This window comes from Candidatus Mycolicibacterium alkanivorans (genome assembly GCF_022760805.1).
GTDB lineage: Bacteria > Actinomycetota > Actinomycetes > Mycobacteriales > Mycobacteriaceae > Mycobacterium > Mycobacterium alkanivorans.
On record NZ_JAIVFL010000001.1, the window covers coordinates 1,370,961 to 1,391,424 of the forward strand.

26 protein-coding genes, 1 tRNA gene and 1 pseudogene are annotated in these 20,464 nt (G+C 67.7%); 14 read left to right on the forward strand and 14 right to left on the reverse strand.

The genetic code is table 11. The annotated features are described in order from the left end of the window. Positions 1-31 precede the first annotated feature (31 nt). From K9U37_RS06815 to K9U37_RS06840, 6 genes are read left to right on the forward strand one after another with little or no spacing between them, the layout of a single operon-like run. Positions 32-763, forward strand: coding sequence for an enoyl-CoA hydratase (locus K9U37_RS06815; protein ID WP_243071055.1), 732 nt, complete (start codon positions 32-34; stop codon positions 761-763). Position 764: 1 nt separating this feature from the next. Next, complete coding sequence (locus K9U37_RS06820) at positions 765-1,874, forward strand: MBL fold metallo-hydrolase (RefSeq protein WP_243073257.1); 1,110 nt, start codon at positions 765-767, stop codon at positions 1,872-1,874. 18 nt (positions 1,875-1,892) lie between these two features. Further along, positions 1,893-3,293, forward strand: coding sequence for a serine hydrolase (locus tag K9U37_RS06825; protein ID WP_243071056.1), 1,401 nt, complete (start codon positions 1,893-1,895; stop codon positions 3,291-3,293). Then, positions 3,290-5,728 (forward strand): cation-translocating P-type ATPase, encoded by a 2,439-nt coding sequence (locus tag K9U37_RS06830; protein WP_243071057.1) that lies wholly within the window; start codon positions 3,290-3,292, stop codon positions 5,726-5,728. Before K9U37_RS06825 ends, K9U37_RS06830 begins: the two co-directional genes overlap by 4 nt. Beyond that, positions 5,728-5,952 carry an antitoxin gene (locus K9U37_RS06835; RefSeq protein ID WP_243071058.1) on the forward strand — a complete coding sequence of 75 codons (225 nt, stop codon included), beginning with the start codon at positions 5,728-5,730 and terminating at the stop codon, positions 5,950-5,952. Before K9U37_RS06830 ends, K9U37_RS06835 begins: the two co-directional genes overlap by 1 nt. Before the next feature lie 3 nt (positions 5,953-5,955). After that, on the forward strand, positions 5,956-6,402 hold the full coding sequence (locus tag K9U37_RS06840; protein ID WP_243071059.1) for a type II toxin-antitoxin system Rv0910 family toxin: 447 nt from the start codon (positions 5,956-5,958) through the stop codon (positions 6,400-6,402). A 2-nt stretch (positions 6,403-6,404) separates the two neighbouring features. Here the strand turns inward: K9U37_RS06840 and K9U37_RS06845 are convergent, their stop codons facing one another. Then, a complete protein-coding gene (locus K9U37_RS06845; protein WP_243071060.1) occupies positions 6,405-6,785 on the reverse strand; it encodes a hypothetical protein in 381 nt (126 codons plus the stop codon). A gap of 143 nt (positions 6,786-6,928) precedes the next feature. Here K9U37_RS06845 and K9U37_RS06850 point away from each other — a divergent pair, with 143 nt between their 5' ends. Then, a complete protein-coding gene (locus tag K9U37_RS06850) occupies positions 6,929-7,153 on the forward strand; it encodes a three-helix bundle dimerization domain-containing protein (protein WP_243071061.1) in 225 nt (74 codons plus the stop codon). On the opposite strand, the gene K9U37_RS06855 is transcribed toward K9U37_RS06850, so the two are convergent. From K9U37_RS06855 to K9U37_RS06865, 3 genes are all read right to left on the reverse strand, one after another. Next, positions 7,119-7,763 (reverse strand): GAF domain-containing protein, encoded by a 645-nt coding sequence (locus K9U37_RS06855; RefSeq protein ID WP_243071062.1) that lies wholly within the window; start codon positions 7,761-7,763, stop codon positions 7,119-7,121. The two genes, K9U37_RS06850 and K9U37_RS06855, sit on opposite strands and share 35 nt — an antisense overlap. Further along, on the reverse strand, positions 7,724-8,206 hold the full coding sequence (locus K9U37_RS06860; RefSeq protein WP_243071063.1) for a GAF domain-containing protein: 483 nt from the start codon (positions 8,204-8,206) through the stop codon (positions 7,724-7,726). The genes K9U37_RS06855 and K9U37_RS06860 overlap by 40 nt, the downstream gene beginning before the upstream one ends. A gap of 131 nt (positions 8,207-8,337) precedes the next feature. After that, positions 8,338-8,979 carry a response regulator gene (locus K9U37_RS06865; protein WP_243071064.1) on the reverse strand — a complete coding sequence of 214 codons (642 nt, stop codon included), beginning with the start codon at positions 8,977-8,979 and terminating at the stop codon, positions 8,338-8,340. A gap of 129 nt (positions 8,980-9,108) precedes the next feature. Here K9U37_RS06865 and K9U37_RS06870 point away from each other — a divergent pair, with 129 nt between their 5' ends. Together K9U37_RS06870 and K9U37_RS06875 are read left to right on the forward strand one after the other, a co-directional pair. Next, entirely contained in the window at positions 9,109-9,996 is an 888-nt protein-coding gene (locus K9U37_RS06870) for a universal stress protein (protein WP_243071065.1), read from the forward strand. 78 nt (positions 9,997-10,074) lie between these two features. Beyond that, positions 10,075-10,212 (forward strand): hypothetical protein, encoded by a 138-nt coding sequence (locus K9U37_RS06875; protein WP_243071066.1) that lies wholly within the window; start codon positions 10,075-10,077, stop codon positions 10,210-10,212. Here K9U37_RS06875 and K9U37_RS06880 read toward each other — a convergent pair. After that, positions 10,184-11,908, reverse strand: coding sequence for an NAD-binding protein (locus tag K9U37_RS06880; RefSeq protein WP_243071067.1), 1,725 nt, complete (start codon positions 11,906-11,908; stop codon positions 10,184-10,186). The two genes, K9U37_RS06875 and K9U37_RS06880, sit on opposite strands and share 29 nt — an antisense overlap. Before the next feature lie 194 nt (positions 11,909-12,102). After that, positions 12,103-12,549 carry a cupin domain-containing protein gene (locus K9U37_RS06885; RefSeq protein ID WP_243071068.1) on the reverse strand — a complete coding sequence of 149 codons (447 nt, stop codon included), beginning with the start codon at positions 12,547-12,549 and terminating at the stop codon, positions 12,103-12,105. A 238-nt stretch (positions 12,550-12,787) separates the two neighbouring features. Here K9U37_RS06885 and K9U37_RS06890 point away from each other — a divergent pair, with 238 nt between their 5' ends. The 3 genes from K9U37_RS06890 to K9U37_RS06900 all read left to right on the forward strand — a co-directional run bounded on the left by K9U37_RS06890 (position 12,788) and on the right by K9U37_RS06900 (position 14,341). Next, positions 12,788-13,174, forward strand: coding sequence for a hypothetical protein (locus K9U37_RS06890; protein ID WP_243071069.1), 387 nt, complete (start codon positions 12,788-12,790; stop codon positions 13,172-13,174). 9 nt (positions 13,175-13,183) lie between these two features. Further along, positions 13,184-13,615, forward strand: coding sequence for a hypothetical protein (locus K9U37_RS06895; protein ID WP_243071070.1), 432 nt, complete (start codon positions 13,184-13,186; stop codon positions 13,613-13,615). 135 nt (positions 13,616-13,750) lie between these two features. Next, positions 13,751-14,341, forward strand: coding sequence for an LpqN/LpqT family lipoprotein (locus tag K9U37_RS06900; RefSeq protein ID WP_243073258.1), 591 nt, complete (start codon positions 13,751-13,753; stop codon positions 14,339-14,341). Here the strand turns inward: K9U37_RS06900 and K9U37_RS06905 are convergent. Then, entirely contained in the window at positions 14,334-15,218 is an 885-nt protein-coding gene (locus K9U37_RS06905) for a winged helix-turn-helix transcriptional regulator (protein ID WP_243073259.1), read from the reverse strand. The genes K9U37_RS06900 and K9U37_RS06905 overlap by 8 nt on opposite strands. A gap of 69 nt (positions 15,219-15,287) precedes the next feature. Beyond that, the gene (locus tag K9U37_RS06910; protein WP_243073490.1) at positions 15,288-15,473 is read right to left on the reverse strand and encodes a hypothetical protein; all 186 of its coding nucleotides are present in this window, start codon (positions 15,471-15,473) and stop codon (positions 15,288-15,290) included. Between the two features lie 51 nt (positions 15,474-15,524). On the opposite strand from K9U37_RS06910, the gene K9U37_RS06915 reads away from it, so the two are divergent. Beyond that, positions 15,525-15,671, forward strand: coding sequence for a hypothetical protein (locus tag K9U37_RS06915; RefSeq protein ID WP_243071071.1), 147 nt, complete (start codon positions 15,525-15,527; stop codon positions 15,669-15,671). 123 nt (positions 15,672-15,794) lie between these two features. Further along, positions 15,795-17,828: pseudogene (locus tag K9U37_RS20395) on the forward strand (glucose PTS transporter subunit IIA). Between the two features lie 27 nt (positions 17,829-17,855). Here K9U37_RS20395 and K9U37_RS06935 read toward each other — a convergent pair. The 6 genes from K9U37_RS06935 to K9U37_RS06960 form a co-directional block, all read right to left on the reverse strand. Beyond that, positions 17,856-17,928 (reverse strand) — tRNA-Arg (locus tag K9U37_RS06935). A gap of 47 nt (positions 17,929-17,975) precedes the next feature. Next, entirely contained in the window at positions 17,976-18,293 is a 318-nt protein-coding gene (locus K9U37_RS06940) for a hypothetical protein (protein ID WP_243071074.1), read from the reverse strand. A gap of 146 nt (positions 18,294-18,439) precedes the next feature. Further along, positions 18,440-18,679, reverse strand: coding sequence for a hypothetical protein (locus K9U37_RS06945; protein WP_243071075.1), 240 nt, complete (start codon positions 18,677-18,679; stop codon positions 18,440-18,442). A 32-nt stretch (positions 18,680-18,711) separates the two neighbouring features. Next, entirely contained in the window at positions 18,712-19,035 is a 324-nt protein-coding gene (locus K9U37_RS06950) for a hypothetical protein (protein ID WP_243071076.1), read from the reverse strand. A gap of 24 nt (positions 19,036-19,059) precedes the next feature. Continuing rightward, positions 19,060-20,136: an NAD(P)H-dependent amine dehydrogenase family protein gene (locus tag K9U37_RS06955; protein WP_243071077.1), complete on the reverse strand. Its 1,077-nt coding sequence runs from the start codon at positions 20,134-20,136 to the stop codon at positions 19,060-19,062. 8 nt (positions 20,137-20,144) lie between these two features. Beyond that, complete coding sequence (locus K9U37_RS06960) at positions 20,145-20,462, reverse strand: SDR family oxidoreductase (protein WP_243071078.1); 318 nt, start codon at positions 20,460-20,462, stop codon at positions 20,145-20,147. Positions 20,463-20,464: the final 2 nt, after the last annotated feature.

The following is a 20,464-nucleotide window of genomic DNA, read 5'->3' on the forward strand; positions in this document are numbered from 1 at the left end:
TCGAGGTTATCCGGCCAGTAGGCTGGCAGCCATGATCGGGATCAACCGCGTGCGGGATGTGACAACCATCGAGATGCAGCGCCCGGAGCGGCGCAATGCACTCAACTCCGAACTCGTCGACACGCTGCGGGAGACCGTCGAGAAGGCCGCCGGCGAGGATGTCCGCGCCATCGTGCTGACCGGTCAGGGCACGGTGTTCTGCGCGGGCGCGGACCTCTCCGGTGATGTGTTCGCGGCGGATTTCCCGGACAAGGCGATCGCACTGAACAAGGCGATCGACGCCGTGCCGTTCCCGGTCATCGCGGCCATCAACGGCCCGGCGATCGGTGCCGGTGTGCAGCTCGCGATGATCTGCGATCTGCGCGTGGTCTCAGCAGGTGCCTACTTCCAGTTCCCGATCGCCAAGTACGGTCTCGCGCTCGACAACTGGAGCGTGCGGCGGCTGAGCTCGCTGGCCGGGTACGGCCGGGCCCGGGGCATGCTGCTGGGCGCCGAGAAGCTGGACGCCCAGACGGCGTTGATGACCGGGATGGCCAACCGCATCGGGGACCTGGCCGACGCGCAGGCCTGGGCGGCCGAGATCGCCGGGTTCGCACCGCTGTCGCTGCAGGCCTCCAAGCGGGTGCTCAACGACGACGGCGCCTACGAGGAGCAGGGACCTCTCCACAAGGAACTGTTCGACAAGGCGTGGGGAAGCCAGGACGTGATCGAGGCCCAGGTGGCGCGGATCGAGAAGCGTGCCCCGAGGTTCCAGGGCGCCTGACCTGCTGCGCGCCGCCGTTCGCCTCGTCGCCGGGACCGCCTCCCTGGCTACCGGCGGTTGGGTGCTGCGTGCGCTGAACGACGCACCCGCCTCACTCGGGGCGGGCCGCGGTGCGATCCGTCCGGTTGCCGACCGCTCCCCGCACTACCGCGACGGCGTCTTCCACAACCTCGAGCCTGCCTCGGCACTGCGCCTGGACGCCGAGGAGAACCGGCTGGTCCTGTTCGACATGCTCTCCAGCCGCTCGGCCAGCCGGCCGCGGGCCGCCGTCCCGCTCGCCGACCCGCCCGCGCCGGCCGGATCCGAACCACTGGCGGTCAGCTGGCTGGGCCACTCCACGGCGCTGCTGGAGATCGACGGCTACCGGGTCCTGACCGACCCGATCTGGAGCGAGCGCTGCTCGCCGTCGCGCACCGCCGGCCCGCAGCGGCTGCACCCGGTCCCGGCCCCGCTGGAGTCGCTGACCGCGCTGGACGCCGTGGTGGTCAGCCACGACCACTACGACCACCTCGACATGGACACCGTGCTGGCGCTGGCCCGTACCCAGCGGGCTCCGTTCCTGGTTCCGCTCGGCGTCGGCGCGCACCTGCGGCAGTGGGGTATCCCGGAGGACCGGATCGTCGAACTGGACTGGAACGAAGAACACCGGATCGGCGAATTGACCCTGGTCTGCACACCGGCGCGGCACTTCTCCGGCCGCTTCCTGTCCCGCAACACCACGCTGTGGTCGTCATGGGCGATCGTCGGCCCGCGGCACCGGGCCTACTTCGGCGGCGACACCGGGTACACCCGCAGCTTCGCCGAGATCGGCGCCGACCACGGCCCCTTCGACCTGACATTGCTGCCCATCGGTGCCTACCACACGGCGTGGCCCGACATCCACATGAACCCCGAGGAAGCCGTGCAGGCCCACCGGGACGTCACCGACGCCGGGCTGCTCGTGCCCATCCACTGGTGCACCTTCCGACTCGCGCCACACCCATGGGCCGAGCCCGTCGAACGCCTGCTCGCCGCCGCTGACGGCGCCGGGGTGAACGTCGCGGTGCCCAAACCCGGCAGCCGGGTGGTGACGGGGTCGTCACCAGCGATAGAGCCGTGGTGGCAGCTGTGACGCACTACGGTGCAAGCCATGACCGCTCTGGCAAGACGCGCCGCGATCGTCGCGCTACTGGCCACGCTCACCGCGTGTGGCAACACCGCCACCAAGCCCGAGACGGCCAAGACTTTCTCCACCCTGCCGCCCCCGCTCGTGCCCGCGATGGCGCTGCCGGACAACGCCGTCGACAACGCGGTGGCCAAGCTGGACGGTTCGACCGTCGTGGCCCACCAGGTCGGCCAGAAGGCGATCAGCTGGAACACCCCCGTGGTCGACAAGCTGCCGTGGTTTGCGCTGTCCGACCCGGCGGTGAGCAAGATGGTGGCCGTCGGCGACCTCTACTCGCACCGTTCCGGCCTGCCCGACCACGCCGGTGACAAGCTGGAGGACCTCGGCTACGACCGCCGATACGTCCTGGAGCGGTTACGCCAGCTTCCGCTCGATCCGTTCCGAATCTCCTACGCCTACACCAACTTCGGGCTCACTGCCGCCGCCGAGGCGGTTGCCGCGGCGGCAGGCATGTCGTGGGAGGATCTGAGCCAGCAGGTCCTGTATCGCCCACTGGGCATGACCTCGACCAGTTCACGGTTCGCCGATTTCGAGGCCCGCGCCGACAGGGCACTCGGCCACATCCGGATCGACGGGAAGTACCGGCCGCTCTACAAACGCGACCCCGATCCCGAAACGCCCGCCGGCGGGGTGAGCTCGTCGGTCAACGACCTCACCCGCTGGCTGACCATGGTGCTGGCCAACGGAAACTACAACGGGCAGAAGATCATCGAACCCGACGCGCTGCTTCCCGCGCTGACACCTCAGATCGTTTCCAGTCCGGCCAGCGAGCCCGCCATGCGATCGGGCTTCTACGGCTACGGGTTCAACGTCGGGACCACCTCGGCCGCACGCACCCAGATTAGCCACTCCGGAGCCTTCGAACTGGGTGCCGGCACCAACTTCGTCATCATTCCCTCCGCCGACGTCGCGATCGTAGCCCTCACCAACGCCACCCCGGCCGGCATCCCGGAGACGCTGACCGCTGAGTTCGCCGACCTGGTCCAGTTCGGCGAGGTGCGCGAGGACTGGCGCAGGCTCTACGGGGACGCCTTCGCCGACATGGACAAGCCGGAGGGCTCGCTGGTCGGTCAGAAGCCGCCCGCCAACCCGGCTCCGGCCGAGCCGGCAGTGGCCTACGTCGGCACCTACAAGAACGACTACTGGGGACCCGCAACCGTCGCTGAGAAGGACGGCAAGCTCACCGTGTCGCTTGGCCCGCGCCCGGACACCTATGAGCTGACCCACTGGGACGGCGATGAGTTCACGTTCGGCTTCGTCACCGAAAACGCCCAGCCGGGAACGGTTTCCACGGCGAGGTTCGCCGGCGACAAGCTGACACTGGAGTACTTCGACGACGACAAGATGGGGACGTTTACCCGATGACCGTCAGCATCGCCACCGGCCTGAGTGACGCCGAGGTCGCCGCCCGCGTCGCCGAAGGCAAGACCAACGACGTACCCAGCCGCGCCTCGCGCAGCGTCGGCGACATCATCCGGGCCAACGTCTTCACGCGCATCAACGCCATCCTCGGCGTACTGCTGCTGATCGTGCTCGCCACCGGATCGCTGATCAACGGCCTGTTCGGTTTGCTCATCATCGCCAACAGCGGTATCGGCATCATCCAGGAAGTGCGGGCCAAGAAGACTCTGGACAATCTGGCCATCGTGGGCCAGGCCAAACCGACGGTGCGCCGTGAGTCGGGAACCGGGCCCCTCGCACCGAACGAGGTGGTGCTCGACGACGTCATCGAGCTCGGACCCGGCGACCAGATCGTGGTCGACGGCGAACTGCTCGAGGCGTCCAACCTCGAGGTGGACGAGTCGCTGTTGACCGGCGAGGCCGACCCGATGCCCAAAGACGTTGGCGACCAGGTGATGTCGGGCAGCTTCGTCGTCGCTGGAGTCGGGGCCTACCGCGCCACCAAGGTGGGCCGCGAGGCCTATGCCGCCCGGCTGGCCGAGGAGGCCAGCAAGTTCACCCTGGTGAAGTCCGAACTGCGGACCGGCATCAACGAGATTCTGCAGTTCATCACCTACCTGCTGTGGCCGGCCGGGTTGCTGACCATCTACACCCAGCTGTTCACCACGAACGTGGGCTGGCGCGAGTCGGTGCTGCGGATGGTCGGTGCGCTGGTGCCCATGGTGCCCGAGGGTTTGGTGCTGATGACCTCGATAGCGTTCGCCGTCGGCGTGATCCGGCTGGGCCGCAGGCAGTGCCTGGTGCAGGAACTTCCGGCCATCGAGGGCCTGGCCCGCGTCGACGTGGTGTGTGCCGACAAGACCGGGACGCTCACCGAGAACGGCATGCGGCTGTCCGAGGTCGCCGCCGTGGGACAGGACGACACCGAGCACAAGATCGCCGACGTGCTGGCGTCGCTGGCCGCCGACGACCCGAAACCCAACGCCAGCATGCAGGCCATCGCCGAGGCCTACCCGAATTCGCCGGGCTGGACCGCCACCGCGACCGCGCCGTTCAAGTCCGCGACCAAGTGGAGCGGGGCATCCTATGGGGCGCACGGCAATTGGTTGATCGGCGCGCCCGATGTGCTGCTCGACCCGGAAACTCCCGCGGCCGCCCGCGCTGAGGAGATCGGCTCGCGCGGATTGCGGGTGCTGCTGCTGGGCTGCTCGGACCGAAGCGTCGACAGCCCGGATGCGCCCGGCGAGGTGAGCCCCGTCGCGTTGGTGGTCCTCGAGCAACGTGTCCGACCCGACGCCCGCGCCACGTTGGAATACTTTGCCTCCCAGAACGTCTCGGTGAAGGTGATCTCCGGCGACAACGCCGTCTCGGTCGGGGCGGTCGCTGGCTCGCTCGGGCTGGAGGGCGAGACCATGGATGCCCGCCACCTGCCCTCGGAGCCTGAGGAGCTGGCCGAGACGATGGCCGAGTACACCACCTTCGGGCGGGTACGGCCCGACCAGAAGCGGGCGATGGTGCATGCGTTGCAGTCCCGCGACCACACCGTCGCGATGACCGGTGACGGCGTCAACGACGTGCTGGCGCTCAAGGACGCCGACATCGGAGTGGCGATGGGCTCGGGCAGCCCCGCTTCACGCGCGGTGGCCCAGATCGTGTTGCTGGACAACAAGTTCGCCACGCTGCCCTATGTAGTGGGGGAAGGCAGGCGGGTGATCGGCAACATCGAGCGGGTGTCCAACCTGTTCCTCACCAAGACGGTGTACTCGGTGCTGCTGGCACTTCTGGTCGGCTTTGCCGGCCTGTCCTCCAAGCTGTTCGGCACCGACTCGCTGCTGTACCCGTTCCAGCCCATCCACGTCACGATCGCGGCCTGGTTCACCATCGGGATCCCGGCGTTCATCCTGTCGTTGGCCCCCAACAGCGAGCGGGCGCACACCGGCTTCGTCCGGCGGGTCATGACCTCCGCACTGCCCTCCGGTGTGGTGATCGGCTCGGCGACATTCGTGTCCTACCTGATCGCCTACCACGGCCGCAACGCCACCACGCTCGAGCAGACGCAGGCGTCCACAGCCGCCCTGATCACCCTGCTGATGGGTGCGGTGTGGGTGCTGGCCGTGGTGGCCCGTCCCTACCGGTGGTGGCGGATTGCCCTGGTGGCCGTCTCCGGGCTGGCCTACGTGGTGATCTTCGCCATACCGCTGGCCCGGGAGAAGTTCATGCTCGACCCGTCCAACCTCGCCATCACCTCGACCGCGGCGGGAATCGGCCTGCTCGCGGCCGGGCTCATCGAGGCGCTGTGGTGGATTCAGGGACGAGTGCTGGGCGAACCACGGATTTTGTGGCGAGCCGAGGCTACGGTGCAAGATGGAGCGGGTGCGATGAACAGGAAGGTGCAGTGATGGGATTCCTCGACAAAGCCAAGGAAGTCCTGAGCGAGAATGCCGAGAAGGTGGAGGCGGCCATCGACAAGGCCGGCGACATCATCGATGAGAAGACCCAGGGCAAGTTCAAAGACGCCGTGGACGAGGTGCAGGACGCTGCCAAGAACATCGTCGAGAAGGGCTCCGAAAAGTCCGGCGAGGCTGTCGAGAACGCGACCGACAAGGGCGACCAGCAAACCTGACGTATGGCGAAACTCTCTGTATCCGTTGACGTTCCACTACCACCTGAGCAGGCGTGGCAGCGTGCTTCGGACCTGTCCCGGTACCAGGAATGGTTGACCATTCACCGGGTCTGGCGGTCCAAGCTGCCCGAGACGCTCGACAAGGGCACCGTCGTGGAGTCCATCGTCGAGGTCAAGGGCATGCCCAACCGCATCAGGTGGACCATCGTGCACTTCAAGCCGCCGGAGGCGATGACGCTCAACGGCGCGGGGGTGGGCGGCGTCAAGGTGAAGCTGATCGGCAAGGTGCGCCCGCACGAGTCCGACTCGGACTCCTCGGTGGTCACCATGGACGTTCACCTCGGCGGGCCGGCGTTGTTCGGTCCGATCGGGATCCTGGTGGCCGGCGCGCTGCGCGGTGACATCCAGGAGTCACTGGAGAAGTTCAAGACGGTCTTCGCGCCGTCCTGAGTTCAGGTCCGGATGACCCGGTGCGGGCTGGGGTGGGGATGCACACGGACGATGCCGTGCCGGGCGGCGGCCGGCGGCTGCTGATGCCGCCCGTCCTCCGGGCGCGTCGCGGCGGCTAGGAACCGTTTCTCCAGCCCGGCGATCAGGTCCTGCACCGCGCGGCGTTCCCGCTCGGCGGCGCGGATCACGCTCCGGATCCTGCGGGCCTGCGCGTGCTCGCCGCGCCGCTGATAGCGCTCCAGGGCCGAACCGTAGGTGGCCAGGTCGGCGTCGAGCTCTTCGCACTGGGCGATGAGCATCATACGCAGATGTTCGGCCTGCTGCCGGTCCGCTGACTCGGACAGTGGCTCAACGCGAGGCCCGGGGCCGATCGGAAGGGTCACGGCCGAACTGTATCCGATCCCGCAGACCCCCGCTCCTTGGGTGCAGTCCCTCGAACCACGACACCGTCCGTTCATCTTATGGTCAACATCACGCCACCGAGAACAACCTTGGTGGTTGCGCAAACGACAGGTTTCGTTCGATGATGTCCCGCGTGGACCGAGCTGAAGAGCAGCGCCAGATCGCGCATGTGGTGGATCGCCTCACCGAGGCGTTCCCCTACGTGCCGGACCACGTGATCACCGAGACCGTCGACGCTGTACATCGGCGCTTCGAGCAGGCCCGGATCCGCGAGTTTGTGCCATTGTTCGTCGAGCGCTCCTGCCGGGCCCAGTTCACCAAGCAGCCGGCCGTCGAGATCTCCGCCTAGCGCCTTTAGGGCAGCGGCGCCGACCACGCCAACCGGGTTCCTCCGCCCGATCGTGGCGCAATGGAGAACCGTCCGCCGCATTCGTCTGCTCGGGCCGACAGGTTGGCCAGTCCGCTGCGGGTGATGTCCGCGCTGATGCCGACGCCGTCGTCGGTGAGATCACGTGGTCGTGCAGATCGCGGGCGATGCGGTCGCGGTCGGTGAGCACGTCCAGCTCGCGCATCCGGCGCTGCGCGGTGGCCAGGTGCAGGGCCAGCCCGGCCTGTGCGGCGTAGGCCGCCGCCATGTCCAATTCGTTCTCGGTGAACTGCCGGCCACGCGGGGCCACACACACCAACACCCCGGTGGACGCCTCAGCCTCACACACCGGCAGCACCCGGGCCGCCGCGCTGTCCCCGCCCAGATCGCAGAAGTCGTTGAGCCGCAGCGGAACCGAGTCCGAGAAGGCCAGACCGACGGTGGTCCCGGTCAACGACAGCCGGCGACCGAGCAGATCCCCGCGCGTCGAGACCGTGATCACCAGATCACCCGCTTGGTCGGGAGTCGCGCAGAAGCTGTACTCGTTGCCGGTCAACGCGACCGCCTTGGCGGTGATCCGGCGGTGCACCACCGCGGGGTCGTCACCGGCCAGCAGTTCGGTGCTGATGTCGCGGGTGGCCTCGATCCACAGCTGCTGGGTGTGCGCGGATTGGTAGAGCCGGGCGTTGTCGATCGCGATACCCGCGGCCCGGCCAGTGCGAGCACCAGCACCTCGTCGGCCTCGGTGAAGGGGGCGCCGTCGGCCTTCTCGGTCAGATACAGGTTGCCGAACACCTGGTCGCGAATGCGGATCGGCACCCCGAGGAAGGTCCGCATCGGTGGGTGGTTCGCGGGCACGCCGATCGACGCCGGATGACGGGAAAGGTCTTGGACGCGAATCACTTTCGGGGTATTGAGCAGGACGCCGAGCATGCCATCGCCGGTGGGCGGCGGCCCGATCTGTTGAGCTGTCGGCTGGTCGATGCCCTCGAAGACGAACCGCTCCAGCGTCGGCTGCGGGTCGGTGCCGATCACGCCCAGCGCCCCGTAGCGGGGCGTTGACCAACCCCATCGCGGTGTGCACGATGGTGTGCAGCTTGCGCTCGACCTCCAGTCCGGAGGACACCGCCAGCATCGCGTCGATCAGACCGTCGCGGACGTCGAGGTCAAACATCGCTGCGGCGCAAGGTTTCCGCGGCGAACAGCGCCGCCTGGGTCCGGCCGCTCAGTCCCAGTTTGGTCAACAGTCGCGACACGTAGTTCTTGACCGTCTTCTCGGCCAGGAACATCCGCTGGCCGATCTCCCGGTTGGTCAGGCCCTCGCCGAGTAGCTGGAGCAGCGCGCGTTCGGTGGCTGACAGGTCGCGCAGGCGTTCGTCCTGCTCGGTGTCCTTGCGCAGCCGCGACATCAGCACCGCCGCGGCACGGTTGTCCAGCAACGACTTTCCCGATCCGACGGCCTTGATGGCCTGGGCCAGTTCCATACCGCGGATGTCCTTGACGACGTATCCGCTGGCGCCGGCGAGGATCGCGTCGAGCGTTGATTGCTCGTCGGTGAACGAGGTGAGGATCAGGCAGCGCACCTCCTCGTGGGTGGCGACCAGTTCGCGGCACAGGTCGATACCGCTGCCGTCGGGAAGGCGGATGTCGAGCACCGCGACGTCGGGGCGGGTCGCGGAGGTCCGGGACAGCGTCTCGGTCACCGTGCCGGCCTCACCGACGACGCAGATTTCGGGGTCGTTGCCCAGGAGTTCGGCCAGGCGACGCCGTGCCACCTCGTGGTCATCGACCAGGAACACCTTGATCACACCGCAGTGAAACTTGAAGTCGTCACCGGCTGGTAGGGACTTTGGTCCCAAAAACGCCTGACCAACGCCTTGTTGGGAAGGGTCTTGCAACGCTGGCGGCAGGCCTCACCGCACGGGAGCCTCTATTCCATGGTCCACGGCCCGAACGCATCCGGCGAGATCGTCGTCGGCATCGACGGGTCTGCTTCGTCCAATGCGGCGGTCCGCTGGGCCGCCCACGAAGCCGGCATGCACAACGTGGCGCTGCGCCTGGTGCACATCGCCGCGGCGCCGTCGGTGACCAACGTGATGGTTCCGGTGCCGGCCGAGTTCGAGGAATGGCAGGACACCCAGGCCCGCGCGGTGCTGCGCGAGGCCACCGAACTGATCGCCCAGGTCAGTGCGGAGACCGGCGCACCGGTCCGCATCGCCGACACCGACGTCTATCACGCGTCACCGGTTCCCACGCTGATCGACCTGTCCAAGGGCGCCGACATGGTCGTCGTCGGCAGCCGCGGCATGGGCGCTTTCCGCCGCGGGCTGCTCGGATCGATCAGCACCGGCCTCATCCAACACGCCCACTGCCCGGTCGCGGTGATCCACGACGGGCCGACCCCGCCGTCGCACCTGCCGGTCGTCGTCGGAATCGACGGATCTCCCGCCTCGGCAGAGGCCACCGCCGTAGCGTTCGCGCAGGCTTCCCGCCGCGGGGTCGATCTCGTTGCCGTGCATGCATGGAGCGACGACAGCCTGTTCGCGGTGCCGGGGGTGGTCTGGGCGGCGGTAGCGGTAAGGGAGGACGAGGTGTTGGCTGAGCGGTTGGCCGGGATGTCCGAGGACTATCCCGACGTGACCGTGCATCGCGTGGTGGTGCGCGATCAGCCCGCGCGGTATCTGGCCGAACAGGCTCAGAGCGCGCAGCTGTTGGTGGTGGGCAGCCACGGTCGCGGCGGATTCGCCGGCATGTTGCTCGGCTCCGTCAGCACCGCACTGGCCCACACCGTCACCATCCCCCTGGTTGTCGCGCGTCGGAACTAGCACCCCACGGCGCGCGCCATAGAGCCGGCGGACGGAGTTCTCCCCCGTCCGCCGGCTCACTTTTTCTAGACTGCGTCGGTGACCGCGACCTACGAGTATGGGCTCGATATCGAGGCGGTGGACGGTCGCCGAGCTCGCCGACGCCGGCTGGGTGACCTGTGTGCAGGCCGGCTGACCGCGGCGGTGTTCAGCCTGTCCTCGTTGGCCGCCGCCTGATCTTGCCGGGCTGGGAGGCCCGCTGGCCCTTGCGCAGGGTTTCGATCAGCTCCCGGTAGGGCCCGACGAGGTAGGCGGTGTCGCCCGCGGCCAACTGGGTCTCGCGGCGCGGACGCAGGCGCACCGGCGTGCCCTCCCGCTCGATGGCGATCATCCGGGTCTGGGTGGACAGCTCGAACATCCGCATCCCGTCGAGCTCGCTGCCCGGCCGGACCTTCACTCCGCCAACCATGAACGACCGCTGACCCACCGAGAAAGTGCCCAGCACCTCGAGGCCCATGGCCGCGCCGATGAACCACGGCGTGGCGAGGTCGACGGTGGAGCGCACGAACTCGAAGCCGAACCGGTGGCCGACCGCGTGGCCGAGCTGCTGGTCGTAGATGCGCAGCACGATCGGTACATGGGGGCGGTGCAGCTCCGGTGTCACGCGCGGATTCCCGATCATCTCGCGTATCACGATGCCGGTCTCGATGTTGACCATGTCGTCCTGTGTGAGCACCGCGACCGCCCTGGCCTGCTCGAGCCGGGCTGCCTCCAGCGTCTGGCCTAGGGTGGCATCGCCGAAGATAACCGGCACGTCGAGTTCGGTCGCCCCCGACAGGTAGCGGTTGTCCTCGTTGCGTTCGATCACCGCGACGTCGTGTCCGGCCGCTTTGATCATGCTCGCGACCCGGATGCCGAACGAGCCGAGACCGACCACCACGACGTGGCGACGCAGGTGGCGGATCTTCTGCCGGTTGGCGGCCTGAGTGATGCGCCGGGACAGCAGCACGTCGGCGACGAACGCCACCACGATCGCGGTGGTGGCCACACCCGCCAGCATCATGCACACCCCCCACAACCGTAGCCACAGCGGCTGGTTGAGGAAGTTGAAGTCGCCGAAGCCGACGGTGGTGATGGTCTCGGTGGAGAAGTACAACGCGTCCATCCAGCTCATGCGCGGGTTCCTGTAGGCCAACCGGAGCGTGATGGTCGAACCGAGCAATAACAGCGCCCCCACCCCGAGCGCGCGGTAAAACATCGGGTTGATGTCGTCGCGGAACGCCCGCACCGTGTCGGCGATGCGAGCGACCAGCGGACGTTCCCGCGGTGCCACCGGAATCGGCTTGGCGATCGTGATGCCGCGTTCGGTCAGCTCGTCGGCGGTACCGATCATCGCCGTCCAGTCACCCGGATGGACGGCGACGTCGCGGCCGGGGCAGGCGATCACCTCACCCTGGTGAGCCGAGGCCTCAGAACGGATGATGGCAACTGGCGCGAGGTCGCCGTACATCTGCCGCAGGGTTCCCTCCGCGGTCGCGGTCGCACCGGACACGACGAAGTCGACGCCGGCCACATTGATGGTATGGGTGGTGAGCTCCAGCAACGCCTCGACCACCGATGGGGCGGCCAGGTCGGCGACGTCGAGGATGGCGCCTGGCCCGTTGTCGGCGGTCACTGCCTCCCGCAGTACCGTGTTTGCCAGCCGCGCCACCACCCGCACCCGCGGATTGGACTGCCGGGCCAGCAACGCGATCTCCAGGTTCACCGCGTCGTCGTCGGCGACGCAGATGATCGCATCGGCCACCGAGATCCCGGCCTCCTGCAGACCCGCCGGCGACTGCAGGGGAACCACGCTGATCTCGGAGTTGTTCAGCTCGTCGATGATCCGCATCGCGAGCGCATCGTCCCCGCAGACGATGGTGTGGCCGCGCATGGGGAAACGCTACTTCGGAATGCCCCGCGATGACGGGAGAAGATGGGGGTATGCCCAATTCCCGGCCTGCCGGTGACCCCGCAGCAGCTGGCCGATGCCGCTGTCGCCGCGGGAGCCCGTGCGGTGCACCTGCATCCCAGACTGCGATGGCGCGGACTCGCTACTGGCGGCCGCTGTGGGGATCCTGGCCGCGGTCAGTCGGTAGGGGAGCCCAGCGCGAAGTCGGCGAAGTCGAAGCCCGGGACCACCACGCAACTGACCAAGGCGGGCTCGGCCTCCCACGGCCGGGCACGCTGCCAGTGGCCCGACGGTACCAGAAGCTGAGGATGCTGTCCGGCCGTAACATCCGGGCCCAGCACATGCGTTGTCGCGCTGTCCCTTTCGCTGCCGAACTCCAGCAGCAGCGGGCTGCCGCGATGGTAGAGCCACAACTCCGCGCTGCGCACGGTGTGCCACGCCGACTGCTGTCCGGGCATGAGGACGAACAAGATGGCGGTGCCGGCGTTTCGGGGGCCGTTGTAGTCCGGTGGCAGCACCGACTCACCGATCACGAGGTCGCTGCGCCATGTTTCCCGAAAGTAGCCACCCTCGGGGTGGGGCGCCATGTCGAGCTGTCGAACCCAGTCGGGGAGTTCTGTCATATGCGTCCTCGGTCGGTGTTGCGACCACTCTAGAGATAAATCGGTTGCCTACCGCAGCGGCGGCTCCCTAGCCTGGCAACCGCAGTCATCGAGGAGAGGACAGTCTTCGTCGTGGATTTCAGCATCGGCCCCGTCCCGCTGCCAACCGCTACGGAGACCCATGCCTACCGAATCTGCAATCACCCTGACCGATCTCGGTTTCAAGCGCGCCGCCAAGATCGTCATGCGCACCTAGGCGATGTCGGCGGAGGTGGCGGCTGGAAAGCTGCGCACCGATCTCGACGAGAAGATGGCGGCGGCTCAGGAGGCGCTTGACGACGCCGAGGCCCGGCTGCGCGATGAGGACCACATTCGCATCGACCTGCCCGACCCCGGTGTTCCGGCCAGCCGGCGGATCGCCGAATTGCCCGGCGCCCGTGGGCCGCTCGTTACCCGCCGCAGCGTCTCGACGGGTTGGATGAGCGGGCCAGCGTTCTCGACGCCGTCAGTGCCGTGGCCCCGCAGATCGAACCGGGCCTGGTGCGCGGTGATCGTGGTCAGCCACGACGAGGACTTCCTGGGCCGGCTGGAACTGACCAGGACGCTGTCGATGCGGTTGCCGGGTGTCTTGGTGGAGGAGGGTTAGGGTCTGACAATGGCACGCCTGCGACCGGGTTGGTTCGTGGTGTTGTTCGCGGCCCTGCTGGCTGGCAGCGCATGGCTGCCGTGGCTGACCACCTCGGCGCAGGGCGGCGGGCGCGCCAGTGCGATCGGCGGCACAATCGGCAGCCTCGAACTACCGCCCCGGTTCGGGGCGGGCCAGCTGATCGTCCTGTTCTCCTCGACGCTGATCGTGACCGGTGCGATGGCCGCCCGCAATCTCTCCCCGCGGCTCGCCGCGACGGCGGCACTGGTGATCTCGGTGTTGATCGGCGTGCTGACGTGGTGGTACTACCACCACAACGTCAGTCCCCCGGTGGCTGCCGGCTACGGCCTGTACATCGGCGCGGCGTGTGCGCTGGCGGCGGTGGTCTGTTCGGCGTGGGCGCTGGTGGTTGCTATCCCGGGCGGGGGGTCGACGCGGTGAGCCGCCGCTTCGTCGAGCCGGTCATTCTCACCGGGATTAGCGCTCGATCGTGGAGTGCGCTAATGCTTTCTGGCCGTTATTGACGTGGTCACGGGTAGGCTGTTGCGGGCTTCGAAGGGGATCAGATTGCACAAGGTGGTGGGAGCGGTCGGCGCCGCGATGGTGGCCGTGGTGACGACGGCCACCGGTTGTTCGGGCGACCAGCCCGCGGCGGCCAAGTGTGAGGAGGTGTCGGCGCCGATGACCGACATCCCCACCAGGACCGACCAGGAACCCCGGCTGCGGATCCCGCAGCCCCAGGGCTGGGAACGGACCACCAAGCTGGACTCCGAGACCATCCGGTTCGCCCTGCGCAACCAGGGACTGACCGCCGACGGCTTCACCCCCAACGCCGTTGTCACGCTGCAGAAGGTCGGCGCCGACCTCGGCAAGCCGCAGGCCATCCTCGATGCGCAGAACCAGCAGCTCAAGACCAAGCTGAAGGTCAAGGACTTCAACTCCGCCCCGGCCCAGGTGTGCGGTTCGCCGGCTCAGACCAGTACGTACACCGCGCCGGGCATGGGCAAGATCCCGGCCCGCAAGGCTACGTCGGTGGCGGTGGTCTATCACGCCGGCGACGTCAACTACGTCGCCACGGTCACGGTGCAGACGATCAAGGACAACCCCGCCTACGCCGCCGACTCGGCGACGATCATCAAGGGGTTCCAGATGATTCCGCCTAAGTGAGGGCAGCGACCTGCGCGCCGGTGAGCCGCCCGGCGCACTGATCGCACGTCAACTCGCCGGTGAACGGCTCTCCGCAGTCGTGGTGGGTGAGCACGATGGCCGGGCCTTCCGGCGCCTGGAACCACCAATGAGCCCACTGCAGGGCGGCGACCAATACCGGGAAGAACGCCCGGCCCTTGTCGGTCAGCAGGTAGGCGGCGCGCTCCGGTCCGCTCCGGTCGGCCGGTGATGTGGTGAACACGCCGATACTGCAAAACGTCTGCAGCCGCTCCGCCAGCAGGCTGGGCGGTGCCCCGAGCTGCCCCTGGAATTCGGTAAAGCGCGTGGTGCCCAGGAAGGATGCCAGTAGAAGTGCTGCGGCCCAGCGGTTTCCGAGCACGCTCATGGTCTCGGGGAACATGCCGGCCCCACGGTTGCCCGCGTCCGAGTCAGAGCGGCGGCGGGTGGCCGCCGCCGGGGCCGAGCGTTCCCACGTGCCGCTCGGCCCTAGGCTCAAACTCACCGAGGCGATGCTGACATGGGCGCGACAGCTGTTGCACCGCAACTGTGGAGCGAAGGGCTGCCCGCATACCTCGTGCTGCATCGACGGGAGCGCTTCGCGGTGCTCGGTGACCCAGTTGCGTTCCCACTCCCAGATCGACAACAGTGCCGGCCACAGCGAGCGGCTGCGCGGCGTGATCAGGTACTCGGTCCGGGTACGGGTGAATGCGTGCTCGTGGCGGGCCAGCAGCCCTTCGCGGACCAGGAGCGCAAGCCGTTTCGTCAGAACGGAATTCGAGATCGGCAGCCTGGCCATGAACTGGCTGTAGCGGGTGGCACCCAGCAGCGCCTGCTGGATGATCAGCAGGTTCCATTCGTCGCCGAGCAGCCCGAGCATGCGGCCGATGGCGTTGGTGCTGTCGGGTTCCAGGATCGTGGGGACGTCGGCGTCGAGGAGGTTGGACAACTACAGTCCGATCGCCTCGGCGGCCATGTCCGCGGTGTGCCAGCGGCGCAGGGACTCACCGCCCACCCACGTCGAATGGGTTCCGCTGGAAATCCGTTCTGGTTGTTGAAGTTTGCACACCGGACCGTCCTCGATGCGCGCGGCGTCGCTCTGGTTGCCGCCGAGGATCCAGATGGTGCCCGCCATAGGCCCGAAGCTACTACAGCTAACAGAGTGGCGGGCCGGATTGGTGAGTCGATGCCCACCCGACTGGGACGAGGGCAGTATGGCGACGATCTCGCGCCGCCACGCCTGGCCAAGATCGGCATGCTGGAGAAGAGGGAGACGATCGCCGCGGCCGAGTGGCGCACCGAGGACCGGACGACTCGCTGGACCCAGCGGTAGCGCCGGAAGCCCACCTGACCGAGTAAGGACGGTCAGCGGATTTCGGTCCCGGCCCGCCGTTGCCTCGATACCATCACTCGATCGCGGACATGGACGGAACTGGCCGGGAAAGGATGGGATCTGATGTCGTCACAGACCGCTGCCGAGATCGTCAGAAGCGTCGGTGGTGCCGCGAACATCGCGGGCCTCTCACATTGCGCAACCCGGCTGCGGTTCCAGCTGCGTGATGCCTCGGGCGTCACACAGTCCGACATCGAGGCGGTGCCGGGGGTATTGGGGGCGGTCCCACAGGCCGGCGACCGCTACCAGGTCGTCATCGGCGGTGCGGTGCAGAGCGTCTACAACGACATCCTGGCGTTGCCCGGCATGAGCGGGGCCGCCGCGCCGGACGCCGACGCGATCAAGGCCGCCGCCCGGGCCCAGGGTCCGCGCGGCAAGTTCACCTGGCTGGACTGGTTCTTCGAGTTCTTGTCCGACTCGTTCCGCCGATCCTGGGTGCTCTGCTGGGCGCGTCGTTGTTCATCACTTTCATGGCGTTGATGAGCACGCTCAAGGCGATCCCGAACTGGGCCGACCCCCGCACCGACCTGCCGCCGTCCTGGCAGTTCATCAACCTGTGCTGGCAGAGCGTGTTCGTCTTCCTGCCGCTGATGGTCGCCTACAACGCGTCGAAGAAACTCAACGCCGACCCGTGGGTCGGATTCGCGATCATGGCCGTGGTCATGTTGCCGGGCTTCGCTGCGCTCAAGGACTTCGCCGAGCCCAAGAACGTCTTCGGCTCGACGGTGGATGTGGTGCACATCTTCGGGTTGCCGCTGACGATCTTCAACTACAGCTCGCAGGTGTTCCCGCCGCTGCTGATGGCCGCGGTGCTGGGGCCGCTTTACAAGTTCTTGAAGAAGATCATCCCGGAGAACGTCCAGCTGATTTTCGTGCCGTTCGTGTCGATGTTGATCATGATCCCGCTGACGGCGTTCCTGATCGGCCCGATCGGCGGCTACGCCGGTGCCGGCCTGGCCAACGTCCTCAAATCCATCAACGACTTCTCGCCGTTCATCTTCGCCATCCTGATTCCGTTGGCATACCCGTTCATGGTGCCGTTGGGTCTGCACTGGCCGATCAACGCCATCATGCTGCTGAACATCCAGACGCTGGGCTACGACTACATCCAGGGCCCGATGGGTGCCTGGAACTTCGCCTGCTTCGGCGCCACCGCCGGGGTGCTGTTCCTGGCCTGGCGGGAGCGCGACGCCCAGATGCGTCAGACCGCGATCGGTGCCCTCGCAGCAGGCCTGCTCGGCGGAATCTCAGAACCGTCTCTGTACGGCATCCATCTGCGGTTCAAACGCATCTACCCGCGAATGCTGGTCGGATGCCTCGTCGGCGGTGTCATCATCGGCCTCGGCGGCGGCGTCAAGACCAGCGCGTTCGTGTTCACCTCGCTGCTGACCATCCCGGCCTTCAACAGCATGGCACTGTACGCGACCGCGGTGCTCGCGGCCTTCTTCACCGCGATGGTCCTGGTGATCCTGTCCGGCTACCGCTCGCCGGAGCAGGCCGCCGCGGCGGGTGGCCGCCGGTGTCTCGGTCGCCGATCTGGAAGGCCCGATATCGGAGGCCAGTACCGACACGCTGGTCGCCGCTGCCGAGACCAAGGCCGCAGACCGGGCCGGCGCGGTTACCGAGATCCTCTCCCCACTGGCCGGCACGGTTGTGCCACTGGCCGACGTGCCCGACCCGGTGTTCAGCAAAGGCACCATGGGCCCGGGCGTCGCGGTGCTGCCGTCCGGCGATACGGCCTACGCGCCCGGATCCGGTGTGGTCGTTGCCGTCCCGCCGTCGGGGCACGCCTTCGGTCTGGTCCTTGACGGTGGGATCGAGGTCCTCATTCACATCGGGATCGACACCGTGGCGCTCAAGGGCGAGGGATTCGACGTCAAGGTCACCAAGGGGCAAAAGGTCAGCGCGGGAACGGCTTTGGTGACGTTTGACCGTAGGGTCATCGAAGCCGCCGGCTATCCGCTGGTCACCCCGATTGTGGTGCTCAACGGCAAGAAGTTCGGTTCGGTCGAGCCGACAGCCCACGGCACGGTCGCCGCGGGCGCGTCGCTTCTGGCGGTGACGGCCGCACCCGCGCCAGCTGAGGCGGCGCTGTAGGTCGTCTCGCCACACGTCGGCACGAAGTGCCCCCGGCAGGATTCGAACCTGCGACACCGGCTTTAGGAGAGCCGTGCTCTATCCCCTGAGCTACGAGGGCGGACCGGCTGGTAGCTTACCGCGTCGCGACTGGTCGCCCTCGCTCGCTCAGATGCAGCCGCTGACGCTGATGCGCCGGCCGACGTTGGCGCACACATTGACGTTCGGCAGTGGCGGGGGAGGCGGCACGTACGCCGGTGGCAGCGGCGGCGGATAGTCCTCGGGCAGCGGCGCGTAGTAGGCGGGCGGCGGCACGTACGGCGCCATCACCTCGCCCAGGTCGGCGCAGCCACTCACGCTGATCCGTCGGCCGGCGCTGGCGCACACGTCGGCGCTGCTGGTTGCCGGTGTTGCGATGGTGGCGATCGCAGCGGGCACGGTGGCCAGCGATGCGACGGCCGCGGCTGCGGCCAACAATCTGCGCATCGAATACCTCCCTGTGTATCGGTGCGAGTCTACGCGTGCGTCTAGCGCGCCGCCCCATCGAAACCGCAGAGCGCGACCAGGTAGCAGTGACCTCGCTGCGGTGCTGTTACCCCGGACACCGGCGGCGACGTTAGATGGCGGCGACGTCAGAAACCAATCCAGATCCCGCCCAGGCCGATGCCGATTCCGCCGAAGCCCCAGCCGGGGTACGGGTTGGTCAGCGCCGGGTTCGGCGACGTGGTGATCTGGGCGTGCCCGGGGGTCTGGCAGATCGTGGTGTAGGGCCCGGTGTCGGTGCATTGCGGTGCGGCGGTCGCCGGGATGGCGAGGAGCAGCGCCGCGACCACCGCGACCGGCGCGGCGGCGAGCCGCCTTGTGGTCCGCATGATTGGCCTCCTTCGTGGCCACGGAACTGAGCTCAGCGGCCTCCGCCGCCCCTGCCGCCATGCGACGCGGGGGCTGGGCCGGGGCCGCCGAAGATCAATGCGGGACCGAAGAACTCGTCTCCCCAGGGAATGGCGAAATCCTCGGGGACCTCCGGGGTCGCATTCAATTCGACGTTGCCCGGAGTGGCACATTCGGTGGTCTGGCCACCGAGGACCGAACTGCCGCCGGCGTTGACGCAACTCGGAACGGTCGGGGCGATCAGCGTCGTATCGGCGCCGGCAACGGCAGAGAGAACAACCGACACGGCCCCGGCCGCGACAACGACCGGAAGCGTGAGGTGCAACTGCAGCCGCATCGGTAGGTCCTTCCCCGAATTCCCCTATCCAGCAGCGTACAACCCTTTGCCGGTGACCAGAGGCAGGTCGATCGTCGTGCAGATGCCCGGTGCGGCGGCGACGACCGCCGGGATGGCGTTGACGATGCGCATGGCCGTCGCCACCAGACCGGCGTGGTTGTGATCGCCGTTGGGGCTGGACAGGCAGAGATCCAGGGCGTATGACGGTTCGCCGGTGATCTCGATGCGGTAGTTGCCGCCCGCCTGCGCGGGCTGCGGCCACTGGGGGCACAGGTCGTCGCGCAACCGGGTCACGTGCTCGAGCACCACGACCGGTGCGCCGCCGACGAGCCCGATCACCTCGAATCGCAGGGCGGCAGCGGTGCCCTTGGCGATGTGTCCGCTCGCGATGTCGAAGTCCTCCGGCGCGGGCTCGCGGACGTACAGCTCCTCGAGTCCGTCGAGTTCCAGGCCGAGGCCGGCGGCGAGTTGGCGCACCACCGAACCCCATCCGATGCTCAGCACACCGGGCTGTAGCAGCATCGGGATCTCGTCCATGGGCTTGCCGAAGCCCATCACGTCGAACATCACCGTTGCGTTGTGGTTGGTCGCGTAGTTCACGATCTGCATGCAGCGCACCTGCTCGATGCTCTGACACGTGCCTGCCAGCGCCAGGGGCAGCAGATCGTTGGCGAAACCGGGATCGATGCCGTTGACGAAGAGGCTCGAATTGCCTTCTCGGGCAGCATCTTCCAGCAGCTTGATCGTCTCCTCGGGAATCACCTCCCACGGCCACTGCAGGAACACCGGCCCGCTGCCGACGATGTTGACCCCGGCGGCGAGGATGCGGCGGTAGTCGTCGAGCGCCTCGACGAGCCGGTTGTCGGCCATGGCGTTGTAGACCACGCACTGCGGCTCGGTGGCCAGCACCTCGTCCAGGTCGGTGGTGGCCTTGACCCCCGTCGACCCGCTGAGGCCGGCGAGTTCGGCAGCGTCTTTGCCAGCCTTCGAATCCGACGATACCCAGACACCGGTGAGCTCGAAGTCGGGATTGTTGATCAGCGCGGTCAACGCGTGGATGCCGACGTTGCCGGTGCCGATCTGTGCGACGCGGATGGCCATGGGTCTCCTTACAGGTCGGGGATCGGGAGGTCGAGATTGGGAACGATGAGACCGCCGTCGACCTCGAGCATCTTGCCGGTGAGGAAGCTCGCGGCGGGCGAGGCCAGATGGACCGCAGCGGCGGCGATGTCGAGCGGATCGCCCAGCCGCCGGCCGACGGCTTCGATCTTCTCGGCGACCGACTCCAGTTCGGAGTGGGTGCGCGAGCCGATGACCACGTCGGCTCCGACTTCGGCGAAGGCCACCGCGGTCACGGCGCCCAGCCCGCGCCCGGCGCCGGTGACTACTGCAACTTGACCGTCAAGGCGGAACTCGTCGAGGATCACGT

Excerpts from the sequence above, each read along its gene's own strand:
- K9U37_RS06895 (WP_243071070.1), top strand. The coding sequence starts at position 13,184 with ATGGCACGCCTGCGACCGGGTTGGTTCGTGGTGTTGTTCGCGGCCCTG.
- K9U37_RS06870 (WP_243071065.1), top strand. The coding sequence starts at position 9,109 with ATGGTCCACGGCCCGAACGCATCCGGCGAGATCGTCGTCGGCATCGAC.
- K9U37_RS06815 (WP_243071055.1), top strand. The coding sequence starts at position 32 with ATGATCGGGATCAACCGCGTGCGGGATGTGACAACCATCGAGATGCAG.
- K9U37_RS06880 (WP_243071067.1), bottom strand. The coding sequence starts at position 11,908 with ATGCGCGGCCACACCATCGTCTGCGGGGACGATGCGCTCGCGATGCGG.
- K9U37_RS06850 (WP_243071061.1), top strand. The coding sequence starts at position 6,929 with ATGTCCCGCGTGGACCGAGCTGAAGAGCAGCGCCAGATCGCGCATGTG.
- K9U37_RS06950 (WP_243071076.1), bottom strand. The coding sequence starts at position 19,035 with ATGCGGCTGCAGTTGCACCTCACGCTTCCGGTCGTTGTCGCGGCCGGG.
- K9U37_RS06835 (WP_243071058.1), top strand. The coding sequence starts at position 5,728 with ATGGGATTCCTCGACAAAGCCAAGGAAGTCCTGAGCGAGAATGCCGAG.
- K9U37_RS06905 (WP_243073259.1), bottom strand. The coding sequence starts at position 15,218 with ATGCTCGGGCTGCTCGGCGACGAATGGAACCTGCTGATCATCCAGCAG.
- K9U37_RS06910 (WP_243073490.1), bottom strand. The coding sequence starts at position 15,473 with ATGGCGGGCACCATCTGGATCCTCGGCGGCAACCAGAGCGACGCCGCG.
- K9U37_RS06885 (WP_243071068.1), bottom strand. The coding sequence starts at position 12,549 with ATGACAGAACTCCCCGACTGGGTTCGACAGCTCGACATGGCGCCCCAC.
- K9U37_RS06830 (WP_243071057.1), top strand. The coding sequence starts at position 3,290 with ATGACCGTCAGCATCGCCACCGGCCTGAGTGACGCCGAGGTCGCCGCC.
- K9U37_RS06915 (WP_243071071.1), top strand. The coding sequence starts at position 15,525 with ATGCCCACCCGACTGGGACGAGGGCAGTATGGCGACGATCTCGCGCCG.
- K9U37_RS06940 (WP_243071074.1), bottom strand. The coding sequence starts at position 18,293 with ATGCGCAGATTGTTGGCCGCAGCCGCGGCCGTCGCATCGCTGGCCACC.
- K9U37_RS06825 (WP_243071056.1), top strand. The coding sequence starts at position 1,893 with ATGACCGCTCTGGCAAGACGCGCCGCGATCGTCGCGCTACTGGCCACG.
- K9U37_RS06890 (WP_243071069.1), top strand. The coding sequence starts at position 12,788 with ATGTCGGCGGAGGTGGCGGCTGGAAAGCTGCGCACCGATCTCGACGAG.
- K9U37_RS06945 (WP_243071075.1), bottom strand. The coding sequence starts at position 18,679 with ATGCGGACCACAAGGCGGCTCGCCGCCGCGCCGGTCGCGGTGGTCGCG.
- K9U37_RS06840 (WP_243071059.1), top strand. The coding sequence starts at position 5,956 with ATGGCGAAACTCTCTGTATCCGTTGACGTTCCACTACCACCTGAGCAG.
- K9U37_RS06955 (WP_243071077.1), bottom strand. The coding sequence starts at position 20,136 with ATGGCCATCCGCGTCGCACAGATCGGCACCGGCAACGTCGGCATCCAC.